33 protein-coding genes are annotated in these 23,567 nt (G+C 67.5%); 27 read left to right on the top strand and 6 right to left on the bottom strand.

Annotated features, from left to right (window positions below):
• The 15 genes from ACMGEZ_RS16185 to ACMGEZ_RS16115 form a co-directional block, all read left to right on the top strand.
• The coding region (locus ACMGEZ_RS16185) for an EF-Tu C-terminal domain-related protein (RefSeq protein ID WP_496084675.1) at positions 1–150 on the top strand (150 nt) is incomplete at its 5' end.
• 20 nt (positions 151–170) lie between these two features.
• Positions 171–485: a 30S ribosomal protein S10 gene (rpsJ, locus tag ACMGEZ_RS16180; RefSeq protein WP_068674876.1), complete on the top strand. Its 315-nt coding sequence runs from the start codon at positions 171–173 to the stop codon at positions 483–485.
• 129 nt (positions 486–614) lie between these two features.
• Positions 615–2,228, top strand: a complete 1,614-nt coding sequence (locus tag ACMGEZ_RS16175) for a hypothetical protein (protein ID WP_436823276.1) — start codon at positions 615–617, stop codon at positions 2,226–2,228.
• Positions 2,229–2,238: 10 nt separating this feature from the next.
• Complete coding sequence (locus ACMGEZ_RS16170; RefSeq protein ID WP_436823275.1) at positions 2,239–2,754, top strand: hypothetical protein; 516 nt, start codon at positions 2,239–2,241, stop codon at positions 2,752–2,754.
• A 184-nt stretch (positions 2,755–2,938) separates the two neighbouring features.
• Positions 2,939–3,610, top strand: coding sequence for a 50S ribosomal protein L3 (rplC, locus tag ACMGEZ_RS16165; RefSeq protein ID WP_436823274.1), 672 nt, complete (start codon positions 2,939–2,941; stop codon positions 3,608–3,610).
• A gap of 12 nt (positions 3,611–3,622) precedes the next feature.
• Complete coding sequence (gene rplD / locus ACMGEZ_RS16160; protein ID WP_436823273.1) at positions 3,623–4,243, top strand: 50S ribosomal protein L4; 621 nt, start codon at positions 3,623–3,625, stop codon at positions 4,241–4,243.
• Positions 4,244–4,248: 5 nt separating this feature from the next.
• Positions 4,249–4,575, top strand: a complete 327-nt coding sequence (rplW, locus tag ACMGEZ_RS16155; protein ID WP_436823293.1) for a 50S ribosomal protein L23 — start codon at positions 4,249–4,251, stop codon at positions 4,573–4,575.
• Between the two features lie 2 nt (positions 4,576–4,577).
• Positions 4,578–5,402 (top strand): 50S ribosomal protein L2, encoded by an 825-nt coding sequence (gene rplB / locus ACMGEZ_RS16150; RefSeq protein ID WP_162572536.1) that lies wholly within the window; start codon positions 4,578–4,580, stop codon positions 5,400–5,402.
• 11 nt (positions 5,403–5,413) lie between these two features.
• Positions 5,414–5,692 (top strand): 30S ribosomal protein S19, encoded by a 279-nt coding sequence (gene rpsS / locus ACMGEZ_RS16145; protein WP_062478874.1) that lies wholly within the window; start codon positions 5,414–5,416, stop codon positions 5,690–5,692.
• Positions 5,693–5,701: 9 nt separating this feature from the next.
• A complete protein-coding gene (rplV, locus tag ACMGEZ_RS16140; RefSeq protein ID WP_019657678.1) occupies positions 5,702–6,034 on the top strand; it encodes a 50S ribosomal protein L22 in 333 nt (110 codons plus the stop codon).
• A gap of 15 nt (positions 6,035–6,049) precedes the next feature.
• Positions 6,050–6,964 (top strand): 30S ribosomal protein S3, encoded by a 915-nt coding sequence (rpsC, locus tag ACMGEZ_RS16135; protein WP_436823272.1) that lies wholly within the window; start codon positions 6,050–6,052, stop codon positions 6,962–6,964.
• Positions 6,965–6,992: 28 nt separating this feature from the next.
• Positions 6,993–7,409, top strand: a complete 417-nt coding sequence (rplP, locus tag ACMGEZ_RS16130) for a 50S ribosomal protein L16 (protein ID WP_068674864.1) — start codon at positions 6,993–6,995, stop codon at positions 7,407–7,409.
• A gap of 57 nt (positions 7,410–7,466) precedes the next feature.
• Entirely contained in the window at positions 7,467–7,670 is a 204-nt protein-coding gene (gene rpmC, locus ACMGEZ_RS16125) for a 50S ribosomal protein L29 (RefSeq protein WP_068674931.1), read from the top strand.
• Positions 7,671–7,679: 9 nt separating this feature from the next.
• Positions 7,680–7,949 carry a 30S ribosomal protein S17 gene (gene rpsQ / locus ACMGEZ_RS16120; protein WP_068674862.1) on the top strand — a complete coding sequence of 90 codons (270 nt, stop codon included), beginning with the start codon at positions 7,680–7,682 and terminating at the stop codon, positions 7,947–7,949.
• A 73-nt stretch (positions 7,950–8,022) separates the two neighbouring features.
• Positions 8,023–8,529, top strand: a complete 507-nt coding sequence (locus tag ACMGEZ_RS16115) for a peroxiredoxin (protein ID WP_436823271.1) — start codon at positions 8,023–8,025, stop codon at positions 8,527–8,529.
• Between the two features lie 12 nt (positions 8,530–8,541).
• On the opposite strand, the gene ACMGEZ_RS16110 is transcribed toward ACMGEZ_RS16115, so the two are convergent.
• Positions 8,542–9,132 carry a GNAT family N-acetyltransferase gene (locus ACMGEZ_RS16110; protein ID WP_436823270.1) on the bottom strand — a complete coding sequence of 197 codons (591 nt, stop codon included), beginning with the start codon at positions 9,130–9,132 and terminating at the stop codon, positions 8,542–8,544.
• Entirely contained in the window at positions 9,129–9,842 is a 714-nt protein-coding gene (locus tag ACMGEZ_RS16105; RefSeq protein WP_436823269.1) for a cytochrome b/b6 domain-containing protein, read from the bottom strand. Before ACMGEZ_RS16105 ends, ACMGEZ_RS16110 begins: the two co-directional genes overlap by 4 nt.
• Before the next feature lie 158 nt (positions 9,843–10,000).
• Here ACMGEZ_RS16105 and ACMGEZ_RS16100 point away from each other — a divergent pair, with 158 nt between their 5' ends.
• Positions 10,001–10,447 carry a c-type cytochrome gene (locus ACMGEZ_RS16100; protein WP_436823268.1) on the top strand — a complete coding sequence of 149 codons (447 nt, stop codon included), beginning with the start codon at positions 10,001–10,003 and terminating at the stop codon, positions 10,445–10,447.
• A gap of 40 nt (positions 10,448–10,487) precedes the next feature.
• Here the strand turns inward: ACMGEZ_RS16100 and ACMGEZ_RS16095 are convergent, their stop codons facing one another.
• The gene (locus ACMGEZ_RS16095) at positions 10,488–10,985 is read right to left on the bottom strand and encodes a TlpA disulfide reductase family protein (RefSeq protein ID WP_436823267.1); all 498 of its coding nucleotides are present in this window, start codon (positions 10,983–10,985) and stop codon (positions 10,488–10,490) included.
• A 70-nt stretch (positions 10,986–11,055) separates the two neighbouring features.
• Here ACMGEZ_RS16095 and ACMGEZ_RS16090 point away from each other — a divergent pair, with 70 nt between their 5' ends.
• The 10 genes from ACMGEZ_RS16090 (at position 11,056) to ACMGEZ_RS16045 (ending at position 19,708) form a co-directional block, all read left to right on the top strand.
• Positions 11,056–11,646: a hypothetical protein gene (locus ACMGEZ_RS16090; protein WP_436823266.1), complete on the top strand. Its 591-nt coding sequence runs from the start codon at positions 11,056–11,058 to the stop codon at positions 11,644–11,646.
• Between the two features lie 56 nt (positions 11,647–11,702).
• A complete protein-coding gene (locus tag ACMGEZ_RS16085) occupies positions 11,703–12,947 on the top strand; it encodes an MFS transporter (RefSeq protein ID WP_436823265.1) in 1,245 nt (414 codons plus the stop codon).
• Entirely contained in the window at positions 12,944–13,399 is a 456-nt protein-coding gene (locus ACMGEZ_RS16080; RefSeq protein ID WP_436823264.1) for a PTS sugar transporter subunit IIA, read from the top strand. Before ACMGEZ_RS16085 ends, ACMGEZ_RS16080 begins: the two co-directional genes overlap by 4 nt.
• Positions 13,368–13,637: an HPr family phosphocarrier protein gene (locus ACMGEZ_RS16075; RefSeq protein ID WP_436823263.1), complete on the top strand. Its 270-nt coding sequence runs from the start codon at positions 13,368–13,370 to the stop codon at positions 13,635–13,637. The genes ACMGEZ_RS16080 and ACMGEZ_RS16075 overlap by 32 nt, the downstream gene beginning before the upstream one ends.
• The gene (ptsP, locus tag ACMGEZ_RS16070; protein ID WP_436823262.1) at positions 13,634–15,445 is read left to right on the top strand and encodes a phosphoenolpyruvate--protein phosphotransferase; all 1,812 of its coding nucleotides are present in this window, start codon (positions 13,634–13,636) and stop codon (positions 15,443–15,445) included. Before ACMGEZ_RS16075 ends, ptsP begins: the two co-directional genes overlap by 4 nt.
• 101 nt (positions 15,446–15,546) lie before the next feature.
• A complete protein-coding gene (locus ACMGEZ_RS16065; protein ID WP_436823261.1) occupies positions 15,547–16,011 on the top strand; it encodes a Spy/CpxP family protein refolding chaperone in 465 nt (154 codons plus the stop codon).
• Complete coding sequence (locus ACMGEZ_RS16060; protein ID WP_436823260.1) at positions 16,004–16,477, top strand: DUF4260 domain-containing protein; 474 nt, start codon at positions 16,004–16,006, stop codon at positions 16,475–16,477. Before ACMGEZ_RS16065 ends, ACMGEZ_RS16060 begins: the two co-directional genes overlap by 8 nt.
• 115 nt (positions 16,478–16,592) lie before the next feature.
• Positions 16,593–17,279 (top strand): response regulator transcription factor, encoded by a 687-nt coding sequence (locus ACMGEZ_RS16055; RefSeq protein ID WP_436823259.1) that lies wholly within the window; start codon positions 16,593–16,595, stop codon positions 17,277–17,279.
• Positions 17,276–18,571: a HAMP domain-containing sensor histidine kinase gene (locus tag ACMGEZ_RS16050; protein ID WP_436823258.1), complete on the top strand. Its 1,296-nt coding sequence runs from the start codon at positions 17,276–17,278 to the stop codon at positions 18,569–18,571. The genes ACMGEZ_RS16055 and ACMGEZ_RS16050 overlap by 4 nt, the downstream gene beginning before the upstream one ends.
• Positions 18,572–18,664: 93 nt before the next feature.
• Positions 18,665–19,708, top strand: coding sequence for an NADP-dependent oxidoreductase (locus ACMGEZ_RS16045; RefSeq protein WP_436823257.1), 1,044 nt, complete (start codon positions 18,665–18,667; stop codon positions 19,706–19,708).
• 21 nt (positions 19,709–19,729) lie between these two features.
• Here the strand turns inward: ACMGEZ_RS16045 and ACMGEZ_RS16040 are convergent, their stop codons facing one another.
• The 3 genes from ACMGEZ_RS16040 to ACMGEZ_RS16030 all read right to left on the bottom strand — a co-directional run bounded on the left by ACMGEZ_RS16040 (position 19,730) and on the right by ACMGEZ_RS16030 (position 22,098).
• Positions 19,730–20,581 (bottom strand): DMT family transporter, encoded by an 852-nt coding sequence (locus ACMGEZ_RS16040; protein ID WP_436823256.1) that lies wholly within the window; start codon positions 20,579–20,581, stop codon positions 19,730–19,732.
• Positions 20,582–20,645: 64 nt separating this feature from the next.
• Positions 20,646–21,344 (bottom strand): helix-turn-helix transcriptional regulator, encoded by a 699-nt coding sequence (locus ACMGEZ_RS16035; protein WP_436823255.1) that lies wholly within the window; start codon positions 21,342–21,344, stop codon positions 20,646–20,648.
• 25 nt (positions 21,345–21,369) lie between these two features.
• The gene (locus ACMGEZ_RS16030; RefSeq protein WP_436823254.1) at positions 21,370–22,098 is read right to left on the bottom strand and encodes a GntR family transcriptional regulator; all 729 of its coding nucleotides are present in this window, start codon (positions 22,096–22,098) and stop codon (positions 21,370–21,372) included.
• A 94-nt stretch (positions 22,099–22,192) separates the two neighbouring features.
• Here ACMGEZ_RS16030 and pcaB point away from each other — a divergent pair, with 94 nt between their 5' ends.
• Entirely contained in the window at positions 22,193–23,563 is a 1,371-nt protein-coding gene (gene pcaB, locus ACMGEZ_RS16025) for a 3-carboxy-cis,cis-muconate cycloisomerase (protein ID WP_436823253.1), read from the top strand.
• Positions 23,564–23,567 lie beyond the last annotated feature (4 nt).

Below are 23,567 nucleotides of genomic sequence, written 5' to 3'. Positions count from 1 at the left end.
GACAAGGAGATGGTCATGCCCGGCGACAACGTGTCCATCACGGTGAAGCTGATCAACCCCATCGCCATGGAAGAAGGCCTGCGCTTCGCCATTCGCGAAGGTGGCCGCACCGTGGGCTCGGGCGTGGTGGCGAAGATCCTCGACATCTGATCGAACGCAAAGGAATCATCATGGCCGCCAAGCAAAAAATCCGCATCCGCCTGAAGGCGTTCGACTACAAGCTGATCGACCAGTCGGCTGCCGAGATCGTGGACACCGCCAAGCGCACCGGCGCGATCGTCAAGGGCCCGGTGCCCCTGCCGACCCGCATGAAGCGTTTCGACATTCTGCGTTCACCGCACGTCAACAAGGCGAGCCGCGATCAGTTCGAGATCCGCACGCACCAGCGCCTGATGGACATCGTCGATCCGACCGACAAGACCGTGGACGCGCTGATGAAGCTCGATCTGCCGGCTGGCGTGGACGTCGAGATCAAGCTGCAATAAAGTCGTCCGGCTTTGTAGGAATAAGCCCGCCCGCGGAAACGCTGGCGGGTTTATTTTTTGCCTTCTGAATGTGGCATCCTTCGCCAACGGCGATTCGGCCGGGCATGGACGCTCTGGGAGTAAGAGATCATGAAAACTTGGTTCCTGCGGAGCGTGGCGCTGCTTGCCCTGGCCGTGCTCGGAGCTTGCGGCGGCGGCGGGGGAGGCGGCGGTGGCGGCTTCTTCCCGATCACGGGCGCGCCGGGCGCACCGGGCGCGACCACAGTGACGTTGAGCGGCAAGGTGACCTTTGATTCGGTACCCAACACCACGGGGGGGCTGAGCTATGCAGCGATGAGCGCCAAGCCGGTTCGCGGAGCGGTTGTCGAAATCCTCGATACCAACGGCGCCGTGCTGGCCAGCACAGCGGCCGATGGCGACGGCGCCTACTCTGTGTCCTTGCCTGCCAACACGACTGTCAACGTACGAGTCAAGGCTCAACTGCTGCAGACCGGCTCCGGGCCAAGCTGGGACGTCAGCGTGCGCGACAACACCCAGAGCGAGGCCCTCTACTCGATGGAGAGCGGGAGCTTCTCCACTGGCAGTGCCGCGGTGACGCGCAACGTCCATGCGCCTTCGGGCTGGAACGGCTCGAGCTACGACTCGACGCGCGTCGCAGGGCCGTTTGCGGTGCTCGACACCATCTATGCGACCCAGACCAAGGTCCTGTCGGTCGCGCCGAGCACGGTCTTCCCGCCTCTGCGCGTTTTCTGGAGCGTCAACAACGTGCCGGCTTCGGGCAATCCGGCGCTTGGCCAGATCGGAACGACCTTCTTCACCAGTTCGAGCGCGGCGGGAGCAGTCCGTGCCATCTATGTGCTGGGCAAGGAGAACGTCGACACCGATGAATACGACAGCTCGGTGGTTGCGCACGAATGGGGGCACTACTACCAGTCGGCCTTCAGCCGTGACGATTCGCCCGGTGGCAGCCATTCCCTCAGCGAGCGCTTGGATCGGCGCCTGGCCTTTTCGGAGGGCTGGGGCAACGCCTGGTCAGGCATCGCCCTGGCGCGCAGCAACTACACCGATTCGGCCGGTGCCAACCAGGCCGTGGGATCCAATCTCGATCTGACCACGGGAACGACGTCCAATCCGGGCTGGTTCCGCGAGGTCTCGATCCAGTCTCTTCTCTGGAACCTGAACAGCCAGGTCGGCTTCAAGCCGATCCACGATGCGCTCACCGCGCCGTCGTTCAGGAGCGGTGTGGCGGTGACCTCGATCCATCCTTTCTCCGTGGCCTTCAATGCCGTCGCGCCGGGGAGCGCCGCTGCGTTGAATTCGCTGCTGGCCGGCCAGCGCATCGTGGTTCCGAACGATCCGTTTGCGGACAACGAGACCAACGATGGCGGGCTCGGCACGTTCGCCCTCCCGATGTACAAGCCGGCGGCGCTGGGGACCGGTACGCAGGCCTGCGTAACGAGGGAAGCCGATCCGGCGCGTGCGGGCAACAAGCTGGGCAGCTATGCCTACCTGCGCTTCACCGCTCCGGCACAGCGCGCCTACAGCATCGCGGTGACCGGGGGGGCGGCCGCCTCCGATCCGGATTTCGTGGTGTACCAGGGGCGGCGAGCGGGCCAGGGCCTTTCCACTGTCGGCGGCAGCGAAACGGGCTCCGTCAGCCTGGCAGCGGGCGAAGCCGTTCTGGTGGTCAACGACTTCAACAACTCGGCGGACAGCACATGCTTCACCGTCACCATCAACTAGGAGCACAGCCATGCGTGCATCTCGCAGCCTCGGAGCCATCGCCATGGCGGCGCTGGCAATGGGCCTGTCCCTGCAGGCTTGTGCGCACAACGCGAAGCCCGGGCATGCCTCTTCCTCAGGAATGACGGCCGCACCCATGAAACCCGGCGGCTCCGGCATCGCCGTCCAGTACCGCATCGACGGCACGCCGCAGCCCGGCAGTCCCGTCCCGGTGGTGCTGAACTTCGACGGCGTCAGCGATCCTGCCGGCGGCACGGTCAAGCTGACGGCGGATGGCGGGCTGGCCATCGTCGGCTCGGCGGGACCGCACTCGCTGCCGGCCGGCCAAGCTTCGGCCTTGACTGTCCAGGTCGTTCCCGACGCCGATGGCACCGGGTATCTCCACGTGTTCACGACCCAGAATGGCGCGACCAGCGCGACCTCGATCACCGTCCAGGTCGGCAAGGCGCCTTCTGCCATGCCCGCCAGCAGCGGATTGAAGCAGACGCCCGACGGCGACAAGATCCTGTCCATGCCGGTCAAGTGAGGCCCGACCGGCCGTGACGGCCGGCGGCTTGCGCTTCGAAAGCTTCGAGGGCTATAATCTCTGGCTCTGCCCAATTTGCGCCTATCCAGGCGCTTCTTGGTGCGGGGCTTTATCAACCTTCTTCCGCATACCAAACGCTGTCGCCAATTGAAGTGGCAGCGGCGGGAGTCTTGGAGAAAAAACCATGAGTCTGAGCAACTCCCTCGGGTTGCTGGGCCGCAAGGTGGGGATGATGCGTCTCTTCACCGATGACGGGGACGCTGTTCCTGTCACGGTGGTGGATGTGTCCAACAACCGCGTGACCCAGATCAAAACCCAAGAGACCGATGGCTACGTCGCGCTGCAAGTGACGTTCGGCTCGCGCAAGGCGTCGCGCGTCACCAAGCCCGAAGCAGGCCATCTCGCCAAGGCTGGCGTCGAAGCCGGCGAAATCATCCAGGAATTCCGCGTCACCCCCGATGCGGCCGCCCAGCACAAGGCTGGCGGCGCGATCGCGGTGAGCAGCGTGTTCGCGGTGGGCCAGAAGGTCGACGTGCAGGGCACCTCCATCGGCAAGGGCTACGCCGGCACCATCAAGCGTCACAACATGTCGTCCCAGCGCGCCTCGCACGGCAACAGCCGTTCGCACAACGTGCCGGGTTCCATCGGCATGGCGCAGGACCCCGGCCGCGTGTTCCCGGGCAAGCGCATGACGGGCCATCTGGGCGACGTCACGGTGACGACCCAGAACCTCGACGTGATCCGTATCGACGAAGCGCGCCAGCTGCTTCTGATCAAGGGCGCGATTCCGGGTGCCAAGGGTGGCTTCGTCACCGTGCGTCCGGCCGTCAAGGCCAAGGCCACGCCGGCGGCCTAAGGAGCAAAAGCAATGCAACTCGAACTCCTGAACGAACAAGGCCAGGCCGCGTCCAAGTACGACGCACCCGAGACTGTGTTCGGCCGTGACTACAACGAAGACCTGGTGCACCAGGTCGTGGTCGCCTACCAAGCCAATGCCCGTCAGGGCACGCGTGCCCAGAAGGACCGCGAGCAGGTCAAGCACTCCACCAAGAAGCCGTTCAAGCAAAAGGGAACGGGCCGCGCCCGTGCCGGTATGACGTCCTCGCCGCTGTGGCGCGGGGGCGGTCGCATCTTCCCGAACATGCCTGACGAGAACTTCTCGCAGAAGATCAACAAGAAGATGTACCGCGCCGGCATGGCGTCCATCTTCTCGCAGCTCGCACGCGAAGGCCGCGTGGCCGTGGTCGAATCGATCAAGGTCGATTCGCCCAAGACCAAGCCGCTGGCCGCCAAGTTCAAGGCGATGAATCTCGAGTCCGTGCTCGTGATCGCCGAGGAAGTCGACGAGAACCTGTACCTGGCCTCGCGCAACCTGGTGAACGTGCTCGTGGTCGAGCCGCGTTACGCCGATCCGGTGTCGCTGGTTCACTACAAGAAGGTGCTGGTCACCAAGGGCGCCCTCGACAAGCTCAAGGAGATGTTCGCATGAGCCGCATGAATCCCACGCCTCAGCAGCGTCAGTTCGACGAAGGTCGGCTGATGAACGTGCTGGTCGCGCCGATCGTGTCCGAGAAGGCCACGATGGTCGGCGAGAAGTCGAATGCAGTCACTTTCAAGGTGTTGCAGGACGCCACCAAGCCCGAGATCAAGGCGGCCGTCGAACTGATGTTCAAGGTCGAAGTGAAGGGCGTATCCGTGCTCAACACCAAGGGCAAGAGCAAGCGCTTTGGCAAGTCGATCGGCCGCCGCGACAACGTTCGCAAGGCCTACGTCACGCTCAAGGCCGGGCAAGAGCTCAATCTGGTCGGGGAAGGCGCTTAATCATGGCCGTCATCAAGATGAAACCCACTTCGCCGGGCCAGCGTGGCGCGGTGAAGGTCTCGCGGGACCACCTGTACAAGGGTGCGCCGCACGCTGCCCTGCTGGAACCCCAATTCCAGAAGGCCGGCCGCAACAACAACGGCCATATCACCACCCGCCACAAGGGCGGCGGCCACAAGCACCACTACCGCGTGGTGGACTTCGTGCGCAACAAGGACGGCATTCCGGCCAAGGTCGAACGCATCGAGTACGACCCGAACCGCACCGCCCACATCGCGCTCGTGTGCTACGCCGACGGCGAGCGCCGCTACATCATCGCTCCGCGCGGCCTGGAAGCGGGCGCGACGCTGCTGAGCGGTGCGGAAGCGCCGATCCGCGCCGGTAACACCCTGCCGATCCGCAACATCCCCGTCGGTTCGACCATCCATTGCATCGAGCTGCAGCCCGGCAAGGGCGCGCAGATCGCCCGCTCGGCCGGTACCTCGGCCACGCTGCTGGCTCGCGAAGGCGTTTACGCCCAGGTCCGCATGCGCTCGGGCGAAGTGCGCCGCGTTCACGTCGAGTGCCGCGCGACCATCGGTGAAGTCGCCAACGAAGAGCACAGCCTGCGCCAGCTTGGCAAGGCCGGTGTGAAGCGCTGGATGGGTATCCGCCCGACCGTTCGCGGCGTGGTGATGAACCCGGTCGACCACCCGCACGGTGGCGGCGAAGGCAAGACCGGCGAAGGCCGCCATCCTGTCGATCCGTGGGGCAACCTCACCAAGGGGTATCGCACCCGCAACAACAAGCGCACGCAGGTCTTCATCGTGTCGCGTCGCAAGAAGTAAGGGACAGCACAATGACTCGCTCTCTCAAGAAAGGTCCCTTCGTCGACCACCACCTGGTGGCCAAGGCCGACAAGGCCGTGACGAACAAGGACAAGAAGCCGATCAAGACCTGGTCGCGCCGCTCGATGGTTTTGCCCGAGTTCATCGGCCTGACCATCGCCGTGCACAACGGCAAGCAGCACGTGCCTGTCTACATCACCGACCAGATGGTCGGCCACAAGCTCGGCGAATTTGCGCTCACGCGTACGTTCAAGGGGCACCCCGCGGACAAGAAAGTCCAGAAGAAGTAAGGAACGACCATGTCTGAAACACGTGCAGTCCTCCGCGGCGTCCGCCTTTCGGTCGACAAGGGCCGTCTGGTCGCCGATCTGATCCGCGGCAAGAAGGTCGATCAGGCGCTCAACATCCTGCAGTTCACGCAGAAGAAGGCCGCCGTGATCGTGAAGAAGGTGCTCGAGTCGGCGATCGCCAACGCCGAGCACAACGACGGTGCTGACATCGACGAACTGAAGGTCAAGACCATCTACGTCGAGCAGGGCGCCACGCTCAAGCGCTTCACCGCACGCGCCAAGGGCCGCGGCAACCGCATCAGCAAGCCCACGTGCCACGTGTACGTGACGGTGGGCAACTAACAGGCTGGAACATATATGGGACAGAAAATCCACCCGACCGGCTTCCGCCTTGCGGTCAGCCGTAACTGGTCCAGCCGCTGGTACGCGAGCAACCGCGACTTCGCGGGCATGCTGGCCGAAGACATCAAGGTTCGCGAGTACCTGAAGAAGAAGCTCAAGAACGCGTCCGTGTCGCGCGTCATGATCGAGCGCCCCGCCAAGAACGCCCGCATCACGATCTACTCGGCACGTCCGGGCGTCGTGATCGGCAAGAAGGGCGAGGACATCGAGAACCTGAAGCGCGAGCTCGGCAAGCAGCTGGGCGTCCCGGTCGCAGTGAACATCGAGGAAGTGCGCAAGCCCGAGATCGATGCACAGCTGATCGCCGACAGCATCACGCAGCAGCTCGAAAAGCGCATCATGTTCCGCCGCGCCATGAAGCGTGCCATGCAGAACGCCATGCGTCTGGGTGCCCAGGGCATCAAGATCATGTCGGCTGGCCGCCTGAACGGCATCGAAATCGCCCGCACCGAGTGGTACCGCGAAGGCCGCGTGCCGCTGCACACGCTGCGCGCCGACATCGACTACGGCACTTCGGAAGCCAAGACCACCTACGGCGTCATCGGTGTCAAGGTCTGGGTCTACAAGGGTGACACGCTCGGCCGCAACGACCTGCCGGCCGTCGAGACCCCGCGTCCCGAAGAAGAGCGCCGCCCGCGTGGCCCTCGTCGTGATGGTCGACCCGGCGGCGACCGCCCGGGCTCCGACCGTCGCGGTCCCCCCCGTGCCGGTGCCCGCGGTCCGATCGGCGGCAACGTCGCCCCGGCCGACGGCAGCGACAAGCCCGCAGAAGCTACCGGTGCACAGCCGGGTGCAGACTCGAAACCCGCCGTTAAGCGCGTCCGCAAAGCCGCGCCCGCTGCAGCAGCGGACGGTGCCAAGAGCGAGTGATCGTTCTTAGAACTACGGAGTAAGAAACATGCTGCAACCTGCACGCAGAAAGTTCCGCAAGGAACAAAAGGGCCGCAACACCGGCATCGCGACCCGCGGCAACGCGGTGTCCTTCGGTGACTTCGGCCTCAAGTCGATCGATCGTGGCCGCCTGACGGCACGCCAGATCGAAGCCGCCCGGCGCGCGATCTCGCGCCATGTCAAGCGGGGTGGCCGCATCTGGATTCGCGTGTTTCCCGACAAGCCGATCTCCACCAAGCCTGCTGAAGTGCGGATGGGTAACGGCAAGGGCAACCCCGAGTACTACGTGGCCGAAATCCAGCCCGGCAAGGTGATCTACGAGATCGTCGGCGTGCCCGAGGAACTCGCGCGCGAAGCATTCCGCCTGGCTGCCGCCAAGCTGCCGCTGCGCACCACCTTCGTCGCGCGCCAGCTCGGCGCCTGATCGAGGAGAACACTGATGGCAACACGTAAGAAGAAGGACACGGCGGCTCCGGCCAAGGTGTCGAAGGCCGCAGCGCTGCGCGACAAGGACGTCGCCGCGCTGCAGACCGAGATCAAGGATCTGCAGAAGGCTCATTTCGGCCTGCGCATGCAGAAGGCTACTCAACAGCTGTCGAACACGGCCACGCTGCGCGTCACGCGCCGCGACATCGCGCGTGCCAAGACCATTCTTGCGCAGAAGCAGCAAGAATCCGCCAAGTAAGGAGTGACCATGACGGAAGCTAAAAAATCCCTCAAGCGCACCCTGATCGGCAAGGTGGTCAGCGACAAGCGTGAAAAGACCGTGACGGTGCTCGTCGAGCGCCGTGTGAAGCACCCGATCTACGACAAGATCGTGATCCGCTCGAGCAAGTACCACGCCCATGACGAAAAGGGCGAGTACAAGATGGGCGACCTGATCGAGATCACCGAGAGCCGGCCGATCTCCAAGTCGAAGAACTGGGTAGTGACCCGCCTCGTCGAGAAGGCTGTGCTGGTCTGATCGCAGCGGCGACGCAATCAAGGCAAAAGCGGCCCACAATGTGGGCCGTTTTTCTTTTTCAGGAGCACATTCCATGATCCAAGTCGGCGACACCCTCCCATCCGTCACCCTGCAGGAGTATTCCGAGGTCGAAGGCGAAGGCTGCAGCATCGGCCCCAACCCGGTCGACGTGAGCAAGGCCGCGGCGGGCAAGACGATCGCGATCTTCGGTCTGCCCGGCGCCTTCACGCCGACCTGCTCGGCCAAGCACGTGCCCGGGTATGTGCAGAACTACGACGCGCTCAGGGCCGCGGGCGTGGACGAGATCTGGTGCGTGAGCGTCAACGATGCCTTCGTGATGGGGGCCTGGGCACGCGACCAGAAGACCGGCGCCAAGGTGCGCATGCTGGCCGACGGCAGCGGTGTCTTCGCGAACGCGACCGGACTCACGCTGGACCTGACGGCGCGCGGCATGGGGGTGCGCAGCAATCGTTATTCGATGCTGGTGAAGGACGGCAAGGTTGCCGCTCTCAACGTCGAGGCGCCCGGCAAGTTCGAGGTCAGCGGCGCCGAGACGCTGCTCAAGCAGGTGCGCGGCTGAGCGCCCGCGTGCTCAGAGGTCCACCTTGAGGTAGTGCGCCCCGGCGATCGGGTTGTGATAGTAGGGCGGGACCTCTACGAAGCCCAGGTCTTCGTAGAGAGCCCGGGCCGACTCCATGTCGTCCAGCGTGTCGAGCAGCACGCAGGCGTAGCCGGCACCGCGCGCCGCGTCGAGCATGGCCTCGGCCATCTGTCGGCCTAGCCCGAGGCCGCGGAAAGGCGGACGCACATAGAGCCGTTTCATCTCGGCGGCGTTGGGATAGTCGGCCGTGTCCAGCGGGCGCAGCGCGCAGCAGCCGGCCACGTAGGCCATGCCGCCTTGTGCGCGCCGGATCATGGGTGCATCGATCTGCGAAGAGGTGGCGCCGCCGCCTTCAGCGTCCACCAGGGCCAGCAGCAACGCGCCGCGCGGCTCGGCGTAGTCCCCGGGCAGCGTGGCCAGTTCCTCGTCGAAATTCTGAAAGCACAGGTCGATGTCCAGCGAGGCCGCGTAGTCCCTGAAGATCGCTCGCGTGGCCTCCAACTCGTGCGGCTCGTCGGGTGTCACCAGCACGATGTCGGGCGTGCCTTCCAGCGGAAGCGGGCGGGAGATGGAAAAGCTCATGCTCGAAGCGACGCGATCCACGCCGCGAAGGCGGCGCAGGCCGCGAACACCACCAGGGCCAGCAACCGGGACGCGGCGTCGTCGCGGCTCGGCGCCGCGCTGCCGTGGGCGACCCGCTTGTCGCCGGAGATCATCGGCCGTACCAGCCGATGGCGCTTGACCGCCACATAGAAGGCGACCGCCAGCACGTGCAGGCTCACCAACGCAATCGCGATCCACTTGCCGAAGGTGGTGTGCCAGGCTGTGGCCAGGCTCACCGTCGCGCCCGAAACGAAGCGCGTGAGCGGCCCTGAGGCCATGATCTCGTCATCAGCGACCAGGCCGGTCGCCACCTGCAGTGCCAGGATGGCCAGCAGCGCGAAGACCGACAGCGCACCGAGCGGCGTATGCCCGATGAGGTGGTCCGGATGCGCGCGTCCGCGCAGGTAGTTCAGGATCGAGCCCGGCGAATAGGCGAAGGCGGTGAAGCGTGACCAGCGCCCGCCGATGAAGCCCCAGATCACGCGAAACAGCAGCAGTGAAAGCACCGCGTAGCCCACGCGGAAGTGCCACTCCATAACCCCGCCGAAGCCGGTCGCGAGCTGGCCGATCACTGCCGCCGCGAGCGCCCAATGGAACACGCGCGTCGGCAGGTCCCACACACGGGTACGCGGCGCGCTGGCGTCGTCCAGCTCCGCGGGGCGCGTAGAGGACTCAAGGGCGGGCGGCATCGAGGGGAGGGTGGGCGCGAAGCGTCGGAAGGCGCAGGTTAGCAAAGTCGGAGCCGGCGCGCCTACGGGTTGTCGCTATGCACGACCCGTCGTCACACGCCCCTAAACTGGCTCGCGCTGCCAGTCGCGCGGCGCTGTCCCAACAAGAAGGAACCACGATGAATCGCCTTGTCTCGTTGACCCTTGCCGCGGCCGGTGCCGCGCTGTCCCTGCCCGCCCTCGCCCAGTTCGCGAAGACCGAAGACGCCATCAAGTATCGCCAGAGCGCGATGTTCGTCCAGAACTATCACATGAGCCGCCTGGGCGCCATGGCCAACGGCCGCGCGCCCTATGACCCCGCGAGTGCCACATCGAACGCCGAGGTCGTGGCGCAGATGTCGAAGCTGCCGTGGATCGGCTTCGCCGCCGGCACGGAAGGCGGCAAGGCCAAGCCGGAGATCTGGAGGGAGCAGGCGAAGTTCAAGGAGCTCAGCGACAAGCTGGTGAGCGAGACCGACAAGCTCCTCGTTGCCTCGAAAGCGGGCAACCTGGACACACTCAAGGCCGCGGTCTCGGCCGTTGGCGAAACCTGCAAGTCCTGTCACGACAGCTTCCGCAGCAAATAAGGCAAGGGGCACTGTCGAATGACACTGCCCGCCCGTCGAACTACGCTTCGGCGAGCAGCTTCTCGATCAGCCGGTGCAGCTCGGCGAAGTCGGGCTCACCCACATAGCGCTTCACGATCTCGCCGCGCTTGTTGACGATGTAGGTGGTGGGCGTCAGCTTCACGTCGCCCCACGCCTGGGCGACCGCCCCCGTGTTGTCGATGGCCACCTTGAAAGGCAGCTTGCGCGTCTGCGCGAAGTTCACGACATAACTGGGCGGGTCGTAGCTCATGGCCACGGCCAGGGTGTCGTAACCCCGGTCCTTGTACTTGTCGTAGGTGGCGATCACCTTGGGCATCTCGGCCACGCAGGTGACGCAGCTGGTGGCCCAGAAATTGACAAGAGTGACCTTGCCCTTCAGGTCCTCCGTGCTCTTCTTGCTGCCGTCGAGCAGCACGAAGGTCGATGACGGCGCCGCCGAGACGCCTGTATTCAGGTACACGCCGACGCCAGCAACCAGGGCGATCGCGACGGCGGCAGCGGGGACGAGTTTTTTCATGGGCAGGAGGATGGACGGGCGGGTGCAATTTTAGTTCCGCCGGCTGTGCCGCGCCCGCACGAGTGCCACCATGATGGCCGCCCGGCAGGGCGGCTCGATAATCGGCCTCCCGATGCCCTTACCGCTCTGTTCCCGATTGGCGCCCCTCGTTCTTCTCGCCGCTACCCTCGGCGCCTGCAGTCCGGTCTTCAACTGGCGCGAAGTCCCGATCGCGGATGAAGGCCTGGTCGCGCTGCTGCCTTGCAAGCCCGACCGCGCGACCCGGAACCTCCCGCTGGGCACTGGCAGCGCATCGATCGCGGTGGACATGACCGGCTGCGAGGCCGGCGGCGCCACCTTCGCGGTGGCCCATGCCACCGCCGAGGACGCGGCCCAGGCCGAAAGCTGGATGCGCGCCTGGCGCAGCGCCACCCGCAACCAACTGGCCGGCGCGACGATCGCTGAAGCGCCTGCCACACTGCCCCCGCGGGCCGCGGCCTCGCCGGCGCCCGTGCGGCTCGAAGTCCGGCCACAGGGTGCCGGAGATCCCGCGCCCGCTCAGATCCTCTGGTTCGCCCAGCAACGGGGCGGCAAGACGGCGCTTTATCAGGCAACCGTGGTGGGCCGCCCGGCGTCCGCCGACGCGCCAACCGTCTTTTTCGAGGGACTGCGGCTTCCATGAGCCGTACGGCCGCTCCGAAGGCGAACGGCATCGCAGCCGAAGGCGAAGGTTCTCCAGTGAGTCTCCCGTTGCTGGGGCGCCGCCGCGGTGCCGCGGTCTTCCTGGCCTTCGCCTTCGCCTACTTCCTTTCGACGCTGGTCCGCGCCATCACCGCCACCCTGTCGCCCGCGCTGACGGCGGACTTCCAACTGCACGCGCGCGACCTCGGCCTGTTGGCCGGCGGCTATTTCCTGGGCTTCGCCTTCACCCAACTGCCGATGGGGACCTGGCTCGACCGCCACGGCCCGAAGCGCGTCATCGTGTGCTTCCTGTCGGCGGCCGTTGCGGGCTGCCTGCTGTTCTCGGCCGCGACGCAGTTCTGGGTGTTGATGGCGGCGCGCGTGCTCACCGGCGTGGGCGTCAGCGCCTGCCTGATGGCGCCGCTGACCGCGTACAGGCGCTGGTTCGACCCCGCCTTGCAGCTGCGCGCCAACTCCTGGATGCTGATGGTCGGTTCGCTCGGCCTGGTCTTCGCCACGCTGCCCGTGCATTGGCTGATGCCGATCTGGGGATGGCGGCCGTTGTTCTGGCTCGTGGCGGCGGGGCTGTTGCTCGCCATGCTCCTGATCGCCTGGGCCGCGCCGGCCTGGCGCCATGCCGGCGGCGAGCCGCTGGGGGCGACCCAGGACGGCGGCTATTCCGCCGTATGGCGCGACCCCTTCTTCCGCAAGCTCGCCCCGATCGGCTTCTTCAACTACGGCGGCTTCGTCGCCATGCTGACGCTCTGGGTCGTGCCCTGGCTCACGCAGGTAGGCGGCTACACGCCGGGCGAGGCGGCCGATGCACTGTTCCAGATCAGCATCGCGATGCTGGCCGCCTACTGGCTGTGGGGTGTGGCCAACCCCTGGTTCGCGCGCCGCGGCATCGCCGCCGACCGGCTGATCGGCTGGGGCCTGCCGCTCAGCATGCTCGCGCTGGGTGTCATCCTGGTGCTCGGCCCGGCCGCGGGTACCCTGGCGTGGATGGTCTTCCTCTGCAGCTCCACCGTCGTGACCCTGGCCCAGCCGGCCGTCGCGCTGGCGCTGCCCCCGGCACTGGCCGGCCGGGCGCTGTCGGCGTACAACCTGGTGGTGTTTCTGGGTGTTTTCGTGATCCAGTGGTGCGTCGGCCTGCTGATCGACCTGCTCGGGCGGACCGGCTTCGATGCGCCGGGCGCCTTCCGGGGCGCGCTGGGACTGTTCCTGGGATGCTGCTTGTTATCTTATTTCTACTTCCTTTGGGCGCCCCCGCATAATCGACGAACCCGCCTTCGACCCGCATGAACAGCATCTTCATCATTGCCCATTCGCCGCTCGCCCAGGCGTTGCGGCAGTGCGCGCTGCATGTGTTCCCCGACAGCGAAACCTCGATCGCTGCCCTTGACGTGCTGCCCAACGTGTCGCCCGACGAAACCCTGGCGGCGGCGCGCATCACCCTGGCCCAGCTGGAGCGCACGCCCCGCTCGCAGGTGCTGGTACTGGCCGACGTGTTCGGCGCGACCCCGTGCAACGTGGCGCAGAAGCTGGTCGACGGCGTGCGTTCCCGCCTGGTGGCCGGCGTCAACCTGCCGATGCTGCTGCGTGCCGTAAGCTACCGCAACGAGCCGCTCGAGACGCTGGTGCAGCGCGCTCTCACCGGTGGCACCGCGGGCGTGATGCAGGTGGCGGTGGCGGCACCCCAGAATCAGGCAAGAAGAAAGCACAGTGATCAAGACATCCGTGACCATCAGCAATAAGCTGGGTCTGCACGCGCGGGCCTCGGCCAAACTCACCAAGCTCGCAGGCAGCTATCCATGCGAGGTCTGGCTGGCACGCGGCGACCGCCGGGTGAATGCCAAGAGCATCATGGGCGTGATGATGCTGGCCGCGGGCATCGGGGTGACGGTCGAGATCGAGACCGACGGCGAGCAGGAGCAGGAAGCGATGGATGCCATCGTCGCATTGATGAACGACAAGTTCGGAGAAGGCGAATGACTTTTGCCGTCCATGGGCTGCCCGTGGCCCGTGGCATTGCGATCGGACGCGCCGTGCTCGTGGTCTCGAGCCGCCTCGACGTCGCTCACTACTTCATCAAGCCGGAAGAGGTCGAAACGGAGATCGATCGCGTGCGCATCGCGCGCAACGCCGTCGCCGAGGAGCTGCAGAAGCTGCAGGCCAGCGTGGCACTGATGGGCCCCAACGACGCGCCGCATGAACTCGCCGCGCTGCTCGAGGTGCACCTGATGCTGCTGCAGGACGAGGTGCTGACCGGCGGCGTCAAGCACTGGATCGTCGAGCGTCTCTACAACGCCGAGTGGGCGCTGACCACCCAGCTGGAAGTGGTCGCGCGCCAGTTCGACGAGATGGAGGACGAGTACCTGCGTGAGCGCAAGGCCGACCTGGAGCAGGTGGTCGAGCGCCTGCTGCACCGCATGAAGGGGACCGCCGCGGTGCTGGCGCCTTCGCCGCCGCGGCGCAAGCGCACCGCCGACGACGAGGACAGCGACCCAATGGCCCGCGACGCGATCGACGCCCCCCTGGTGCTGATCGCCCACGACCTTTCGCCGGCCGACATGCTGCAGTTCAAGAAGAGCGTGTTCGCCGGCTTCGTCACCGACGTCGGCGGGCGCACCTCGCACACCGCGATCGTCGCGCGCAGCATGGACATCCCGGCGGTGGTCGGCGCGCGCAGCGCCAGCCAGCTGGTGCGGCAGGACGACTGGGTCATCATCGACGGCGATGCCGGCGTGGTCATCGTCGATCCCTCGCCCATCATCCTGGCCGAATACGGCTTCAAGCAGCGCCAGGGCGACCTCGAACGCGGCCGGCTCGCGCGCCTGCGCCACAAGCCGGCCGTCACGCTCGACGGCCAGAAGGTCGACCTGCTGGCCAACATCGAGATGCCCGAGGACACGCTGGGCGCCGTCAAGGCCGGCGCGGTCGGCGTCGGCCTGTTCCGCAGCGAGTTCCTCTTCATGGGCCGCGAGGCCCAGCGCATGACCCGCCTGCCCGACGAGGAAGAGCAGTACCAGGCCTACCGGCGTGCCATCGAGGGCATGCAAGGGATGCCGGTCACCATCCGCACCATCGACGTCGGCGCCGACAAGCCGCTCGATGGCCGGGTGGTGCGCGACGACGAGGCCCACCTCAACCCGGCGCTCGGCCTGCGCGCCATCCGCTGGAGCCTGGCCGATCCCGCCATGTTCCTGACCCAGGTTCGTGCCATCCTGCGCGCGGCGGCGCATGGCGAGATCCACCTGCTCATCCCCATGCTTGCGCACGCCAGCGAGATCCGCCAGACGCTGGCGCTGATCGACTTCGCACGCGCCGAGCTCGACAACCGCGGCATGGTGCATGGCAAGGTCAAGCTGGGCGCCATGATCGAGGTGCCGGCCGCGGCGCTCACGCTCAAGATCTTCCTCAAGCATTTCGACTTCCTGTCGATCGGCACCAACGACCTGATCCAGTACACCCTGGCCATCGACCGCGCCGATGAATCCGTGGCCCATCTCTACGACCCCGCTCATCCGGCGGTGCTGCGCCTGGTGGCCGAGACCATCGCCGAGTGCCGGCGCCAGGGCAAGGGCGTGAGCGTTTGCGGCGAGATGGCGGGCGACGTCGCCTTCACGCGCCTGTTGCTGGGCATGGGCCTGCGCAGCTTCTCGATGCACCCCTCGCAGATCCTGGCGGTCAAGCAGGAGGTGCTGCGCGCGGACACGAGCAAGCTGCAGGCGTGGACGCAGCAGGTGCTCGAGGCCGACGACCCGGCCAGCCTGATGACCCTCGCGGCCGCGCCGCAATAAAACGAAACACGCCGAAACTGCCGCGAAAGGACTTCGCCGCGGCCGGATTGCACCATCGAGTCTCCCTGATCGATCCCGATCGCACTGGAAGGAAGACTCTCATGAAACCCTGGTTCAAACGCTCTCTCTTTGGTTTTGCCGGCGCGGCGCTGGTCGCCGGCAGCCTCGCCGGTTGCTCCGGTCATCGCCACGGCTGGGGCGGCGGGTCCGAGCAGGACCGCGCCGAGTTCCGCGCGCGCATGGTCGAGCGCGTGGGCAGCAAGCTGGAGCTCGATGCAACGCAGAAGCAGAAGCTCGATGTGCTGGCCGAGAAGATCCAGGCGCAGCGCCAGGCACTGCGCGGCGGCGGCGATCCGCGCACGGAATTCCGGGCCCTGTTCGCCGGCGCCAAGCTCGATCAGGAGCGCGCGAAGAAGCTGGTCGCGGACAAGACAGCCGCAATCCAGTCCGGCAGCCCGGAGGTGATTGCGGCGGCAGCCGACTTCTTCGACAGCCTGAATCCCACGCAGCAGCAGAAGGTGCGCGACTTCATGGAGCGTGGCCGCCGCTGGGGGCACCGTGGCTGATCTTTCCGCACCGCGGCTTCCGGCTGCGAGGGCGTCGAGCCCGCCGTGGGCGCCGCCGGCGCCGGGTAACCGGGACGTCCTGCCCGGCGCCGCGCAGGGCGGCGTGCGCATCCTGCTGCGGCTCGAAGGCCTGGTCGTGCTCGCCGCGGCCGTGGCCGTCTACGTGCACCTGGGCGCGAGCTGGGGCGCCTTCGCCATGCTTTTCCTGCTGCCCGACCTGAGCTTCCTCGGCTACCTCGCCGGCCCCCGGATCGGTGCCGTCGCCTACAACGCGGCGCACTCGTACATCGGCCCCGTCGCCTTGCTGGGCCTGGGCCTGGTCGGTGGCATGCCGGCCGCGCTCGCGCTCGGGCTGATCTGGAGCGCGCACATCGGCCTGGACCATGCCTTGGGCTACGGCCTCAAGTACGGGAGCGAGTTCGGCGTCACCCACCTCGGCCGCGTCGGTCCCACCGACCCATGGTGAGCACCGCGCCGCACGATGGAATCCGCCGGCCGCCCGCGGGGCCGGTCCGCGCGTTGCGATGGCGGCCGGCCTGATCACCAGCCTGCTGTTCACCGGTAGGCACAATCGCCATCGCATGCCCCGCATCCTGCTGATCGACGACGACGAGCACCTGGCCGCGCCGCTGGCGAGCTACTTCGCGCGCTTCGACTGCGTGCTGGAGAGCGCGCAGCGGCCCAGCGAGGGCCTGGCCAAGCTGCGGGCCCAGGCCTACGACTGCGCCATCCTCGACGTCATGCTGCCCGAGATGGATGGTTTCGCGCTGTGCCGCGAGATCCGCAAGCAGAGCGACATCCCGATCGTGATGCTGACCGCGCGCGGCGACGTGATGGACCGGGTGGTCGGCCTCGAGCTCGGTGCCGACGACTACCTGCCCAAGCCCTTCGAGCCGCGCGAGCTGGTGGCGCGGGTGCAGACCATCCTGCGCCGCCAGCGCGCCGTGCCGGCCGCGGCGCCCGCGCAGCGCCGGGTCTTCGAGGGGCTGTCGATCGATCTCGACCGGCGCGAAGTGCTGCGCCAGGGCGAGCGCGTGGAGCTGACCGGCACCGAGTTCGAGCTGCTCGCCCTGCTGGCCGATCCACCCGGCAAGGTCTGGAGCCGCGACGACATCCTGAACCGGCTGCGCGGCCACGAGGCCGAGCTCTACACCCGCGCCGTCGACATCGTGGTGAGCCGCCTGCGCAAGAAGCTGGAGCCGCTGGACTGCATCAAGACCCTGCGCAATGCGGGCTACATGCTCGCGGTCGGCAAGAGCGATCCGTGAAACGGCGCCAGCATTCGCCCCGCCACTGGCGCCACCGCTGGCGGCATTCGCTGCGCCTGCGGCTGATCACCGTCTTCGTGCTGCTCGCCATGGCGATGGCGGCGGTGTTCCTGGGCGGCATGCAGCGCGCCTTCTCCAACGGCTGGCGCGAGGCGGCGCAGCCGCTGGTCCGCGACTACATGGACCGGTTGGTGGCCGAGCTCGGCACGCCGCCCGACGTGGCGCGCGCCGAAGCGTTGGTCACGCGGCTGCCGATCTCGGTACGCATCGAGGGCCCCGTGGTCAACTGGGACTCGCATCCGCAGCGCCGCTGGCGCAACTTCGGCCCTGGCCGGGGCGACTGGCTCACGCGCAGCACCGCCGACGGCCATCGCATCAGCTTCGGGCTCGGCACCCTGCCGTGGCAGCGCGAGCCGCATGGCATCGGCTGGATCACGCTGGCGCTGCTGCTCGCGCTGATCGCGATCGCCTACGCCTACGTGCGCCGCCTGCTGCGGCCGTTGGACGACATCCGCGACGGCGCCGAGCGCTTCGGCCGCGGCGCCTTCGACCAGCCGATCCCGCTGCGCCGGCGCGACGAGCTGGGCGACCTGGCACAGCGCATCAACACCATGGCGCACGACATCCAGGGCATGCTGGACGCCAAGCGCGCCCTGCTGCTCGCGCTGAGCCACGAACTGCGCTCGCCGCTCACGCGCGCCCGCCTCAACGCCGAGCTGCTGCCGGCCACGCCCGAGGGCGAGAACGAGCGCGCCGCGCTCCTGCGCGACCTGGCCGAGATGCGCGACCTGATCAGCGACCTGCTCGAGAGCGAGCGCCTCGCGAGCCCGCATGTGGCGCTGCAGCGCGAGCCGGTCGACCTGGCCGCGCTGGTGCGCGATGTGGTGGCCGAGCACCCCGAGGGCGGGCGCGTCGTGCTCGACATCGCCGAAGGCCTGCCGGCGGTGGCGCTGGACCGCCTGCGCATCCGCGTGCTGGTGCGCAACCTGCTCGAGAACGCACTGCGCTACGGCGTCGATGCGCCCGAGCCGCCGCGCATCGCGCTGCGCGCGGCGCAGCAGGGCGGCATCGAGCTCGAGGTGCGCGACTTCGGCCCCGGGGTCGATGCGGCCCAGCTGGAGCACCTGACCGAGCCCTTCTACCGCACCGACAGCGCACGCCAGCGCGCCACCGGCGGGGTCGGGCTGGGCATGTACCTCTGCCGCCTGGTGGCCGAGGCGCATGGCGGCCGGCTCACGGTGCGCAACGCCCAGCCGGGCCTGGCGGTCAGCGCAATGCTGCCCGGCGCCTGAACGAACGCGATCCCTGTCGCCTGTGCTACCGGCGTGCCTTCCGGCCGGGGCTACGATCCGATCCCCCGTACACCCCAGGCAGGAGACAAACCCATGAACAGCACCCTCAGCAATCGCCAGGTCCGCCTCGCCAAGCGCCCCGAAGGCGCGGCCACCCGCGACAACTGGCAGTTCACCACCGAGCCGGTCGGCGAACCGGCCGAGGGCGGCGTCCTGGTCAAGACCCTGTCGCTCTCGCTCGACCCCGCCATGCGCGGCTGGATGAACGAGGGCAAGAGCTACATCCCGCCGGTCGAGATCGGTGCCGTCATGCGTGCCGGCGGCGTCGGCCGGGTGATTGCCTCGCGCAATCCGGCCTTCGCCGTCGGCGACACGGTGTACGGCACGCTGGGCGTGCAGGAATACATCCTGGTCCCGCAGGAAGAGGTCAAGCGCACCGGGCTCACCAAGATCGACCTGCGCGCCGGCTCCATCACGCAATGGCTCAATGTCCTGGGCATGCCGGGCATGACCGGCTATTTCGGCCTGATGGACATCGGCCAGCCGAAGCCCGGCGAGACGGTGGTGGTCTCGGGCGCCGCGGGCGCGGTCGGCCAGACGGTGGGCCAACTGGCGAAGATCAAGGGCTGTCGTGCGGTCGGCATTGCCGGCGGCCCGGAGAAATGCGACTGGGTGGTCAAGGAGCTCGGCTTCGACGCCTGCATCGACTACAAGGCCGGCCCCTCGGCCGTGCGCGACGGCCTGAAGGCGCACTGCCCCAAGGGCGTCGACATCTACTTCGACAACGTCGGCGGAGAGATCCTGGATGCCGCGCTGGCCCGGCTGGCACGCGGCGCGCGCATCATCATCTGCGGCGCCATCAGCCAGTACAACAACGCCAACAGCGCTCCTGCGCAAGGCCCGAAGAACTACCTGAGCCTGCTGGTGAACCGGGCGCGCATGCAGGGCATGGTGGTGTTCGACTATGCCGACCGCTACCACGTTGCCGTGGCCGAGATGGCGACCTATCTGAAGGACGGCCGCATGAAGAGCCGCGAGGACGTGGTCGAAGGCATCGACACCTTCCCCGAGGCGCTCACGCGGCTGTTCACCGGGCAGAACTTCGGCAAGCTGGTGTTGCAGGTGGCGAAGGACTGATCGAAGACGGATCTCCGGTCATCAAGCCCGCACCCGCGACCCCATCACCGCCGCCGACAGGATCAGGAACGCGGCCAGCGCAATGGTCCAGCTCAGCGGCCGCTGCGTGACCAGCATCAGCAGCGCCGTCGAGGCGAGCGGCGTGATGTAGCTCAGGATCCCGATCTGCCGCGCGTCGCCGCGCTTGAGCGCCATGTCCCAGAGGAAGAAGGCCGCGCCCAGCGGGCCCAGGCCGCACAGCGCGACCAGCAGCCAGTCGCGCGCCGACAGCGACGCCTGCTGCTCCAGCAGTGCATGGCAGACGAGTGCGAGCACACCCGACACCAGGCCGAACAAGCCGATGGCCGTGGTCGGGAAGGCCGCCACGCGCTTCGTCCACAGCGAGTAACTGGCCCAGATGAATGCCGAGCCCAGTGCGGGCAGAAAGCCCCAGTAGCCGGCATCCGTCGCCGCCGGCCCGGCGTTGCGCGCGCCCAGGATCGCGATCGCGGCGCCCGCGAAGCCCAGCAGTGCTGCCACCAGATGCAGCGGGCGCAGCGACAGCCCCGGCAGCAGCGCCGGCGCCAGCACGACCATGAAGAGCGGCCACAGGTAGTTCACCAGGTTGGCCTCGACGGGCGGTGCGTGGCGCAGCGCGATGAAGAGCAGGAAGTGAAAGCCGAACAGGCCGTAGATGCCCAGCGCGAGCGTGCGCGGCGGCACGGCCCAGGCCTGGCGGTTGCGCAGCACTGCCGGCCAGCTCATCACGCTGCCGATCATCAGCGCGAGCCCGGTCAGGAGAAAGGGCGGCAGGTGCGACAGCGACGTGCCCAGCGAGGCGAGCGTGCCCCAGAGAGCGATGGCGGCGAGTGCGTACAGCGTGGCGGCGGACATGCGCCCGAGCTTAAGCGGCGCGCTCGTCGCGAAACGACGGCGCATCGTCGCGGAACGACGGTCTTCAGTTTTTTCGAAGTGCCGCGGTGAGTGCGGACGGCGATCGGTAGCCGGTGCGGCGGGCCGTCTCCGCGACGCTCATGCCGCCGGTGCGCAACTGCCTGGCCTGCAACAGCCGCTGGCTTCGCAGCCATTGCATGGGCCCCATGCCCTGCTCGTCGCGGCAGCGCTGGGCGAACTGGCTCGGGCTCAGGCACGCGACCGCCGCGAGGTCGGCGACGCTCAAGGGTTGGTGCCAGCGCGCTTGTGCCCACGCGGCAAGGGCCCGCCAGTCGATGGCGCGCCGGCGGCCGTTCGGAACCTGAGGCCCCCATGCCTCCAACAGCAGCGCCGGTGCATGATGCAGCGCGGCGGGGGGTGGCGAAGCCTGCGTCACGCAAAGCGCGAGAAAGCGCGCCAGCGACAGGAGCTGCGGCGCCATCGGCGTGCGGCCCGCGCACTGCGCCCACAGGTCCTGGGTGGTGTCGAGAACGAGGCACCGGCTGCCGGTGCGCGACTCGAAGTCGTGGCGCTCCCCGGGCGTCACCACCCAGCCCTCGCCGGCGCCGACGCGGCGGCCGCGCCCCTCGACCTCCAGTTCCAGCACGCCGTCGAGCCCGACCAGCACCTGGAAGTGCTCGTGCGCATGGCTGCCGCGCGAGGTGCCGTAGCGCCGCAGCGAAAGTGCGTGCGAGGGCAATGGCTTGGTGTCGTGCGATTGCATGGCAGGGCTCCGATTTTCCTCCCGCTCAGCCGGCCGTGCGCTGCAGCCGCATGGTGAGCGAAAAGCGCTCCGCCGGATGAAGAGTGACCGTGACGTCGATCGTCTCGCCTTCGGCGTCGAGGTAGCGGCGCACGACCTGCATGGCCGCCGAGCCTGTCTCCACGCCCAGCTGCCGCGCCATTGCCGCGGGCACTTCCACCGCCTGCAGCTGCTGCACGATCTCGACCACCCGCCGGCCGTAGCGCTGCTCGATCAAGGTGCTGACCAGCGTCTCCGGCGAATCGCGAACGAGTTCCACCAGCTCGGTGTAGGCCGGGTCCATGTACAGGTCGGTCCAGCAGATCGGCAGCGCGAGCTCCTCGTCCATCCGCAGGCTGGAAATGCGCAGCCAGGCTGTCCCCTCCGCGCAGCCGAGCAGGCGCGCCAGGGCGCCCTTGGCTTGGAGCGTCTCGACTTCCCGCACCACCCGGACGTGCGTGGCACCGAACTGCACCACGTCCTCGACCGACGCCAGCGATTGCTGGAAGCCGACCTGCGGCGTCGCCGATTCGACGCGCGTGCCAACGTTCTTGCGCCGCGACACCAGGCCCAGCTGCTGCAGCTCCTGCAGGGCGGCGCGCACCGTATGCCGGCTGGTCTTGTAGTGATCGCGCAGCTCCAGCTCGGTCGGCAGCAGCGTGCCCACGGGGAAGTGGCCCGAGGTGATGGCCTCCTTGAGGTGCAGGGCGATATCGGAGAAGCGGGGCTTGTTCATCGTGAGCGCGATTCTGAGGCTCAGGGTTACTACTGACATGTAAATATGTTCGGACATAATACAGTCTAATATGTCCGAACATATAGAAGACACCATGTCCTCCACCTCCATGCCGATGGCCAGCACGGTCGTCGATTCGATCCTGTTCCGCGACGCCTTCGGCACTGCGAAGATGCGCGCGCTCTTTTCCGACCGCGCGCTGATCCAGCGCTACATCGACGTCGAGGTCGCGCTGGCGAAGGCCGAGGCGCGCGTCGGCGTGGTCCCGCGCGAGGCGGCCGAAGCCATTGCGCGTGAATCCACGATCGAGCGCATCGACTTCGACCAACTGCGCGAGGAGACCGATGTCGTGGGCTATCCGATCCTCCCGCTCGTGCACCAGCTGGTGGCGATGTGCGGCGAGGCCGGGCGCTACGTGCACTGGGGCGCGACCACGCAGGACATCATGGACAGTGCCGTGGCGCTGCAGGTGCGCGACGCGCTCGACAGCATCGACACCGACATTCGCGAGCTGCGCGCCATCCTGGCCGGCCTCGCGAAGAAGCACCGCGACACGCCGATGGCCGGCCGCACCCACCTGCAGCAGGCGCTGCCCGTGACCTTCGGCTACAAGGCCGCGATCTGGCTCGCGATGTTCGATCGCCACCAGCAACGCCTGGCCGAATTGCGCCCGCGCGTTGCCGTGGTCGAGTTCGGCGGCGCCGCGGGCACCCTGGCTTCGCTCGGCGACAAGGGCTTCGAGGTGCAGCAGGCGATGGCGCAGGAGCTCGGCCTGGGCGTGCCGGCCACCACCTGGCACGTGGCGCGCGACGGCTTCGCCGAGGCAGTGAACCTGCTGGCGCTGGTGACCGGCTCGCTCGGGAAGATTGCGCTCGACATCATGATCATGGCGTCCACCGAGTTCGCCGAGGTCTACGAGCCCTTCGTGAAAGGGCGCGGCGCGAGCAGCACGATGCCGCAGAAGCGCAACCCGATCTCGAGCGAGCTGATGCTGGCCGCGTCGAAGGCGGTGCGGCAGCACGCCGGCCTGATGGTCGACGCGATGGTGCAGGACTTCGAGCGCGCAACCGGCCCGTGGCACGCCGAATGGATCGCGATCCCCGAGAGCTTCATCCTCACGGCGGGCGCGCTGCACCAGGCCAAGTTCGCGCTGGGCGGCCTGATCGTCGATGCCGAGCGCATGAAGCACAACCTCGGCATCAGCCGCGGCTTGATCGTGGCCGAGGCCGTGATGATGGGCCTCGCGCCGCACACCGGCCGCCAGCAGGCCCACGACCTGGTCTACGACGCCTGCCGCAGTGTCAACGAGAAGGGCGGCACGCTGGCCGAGGCGCTGGCGGCGCTGCCCGAAGTCACCCGGCACCTCGACCGCGCCGCCATCGACCGCCTGACCGACCCCGCCAACTATCTCGGCCTCGCGCCGCAGATGGTCGATCGTGCGCTCGCGCTTTCGGCGCAGCACTGAACTT

It is taken from the genome of Variovorax stachyos, from assembly GCF_051400855.1.
Lineage (GTDB): Bacteria > Pseudomonadota > Gammaproteobacteria > Burkholderiales > Burkholderiaceae_C > Variovorax.
Note: the sequence above shows the minus strand (reverse complement) of the source record. Positions and strands in the feature narration are given on the sequence as shown.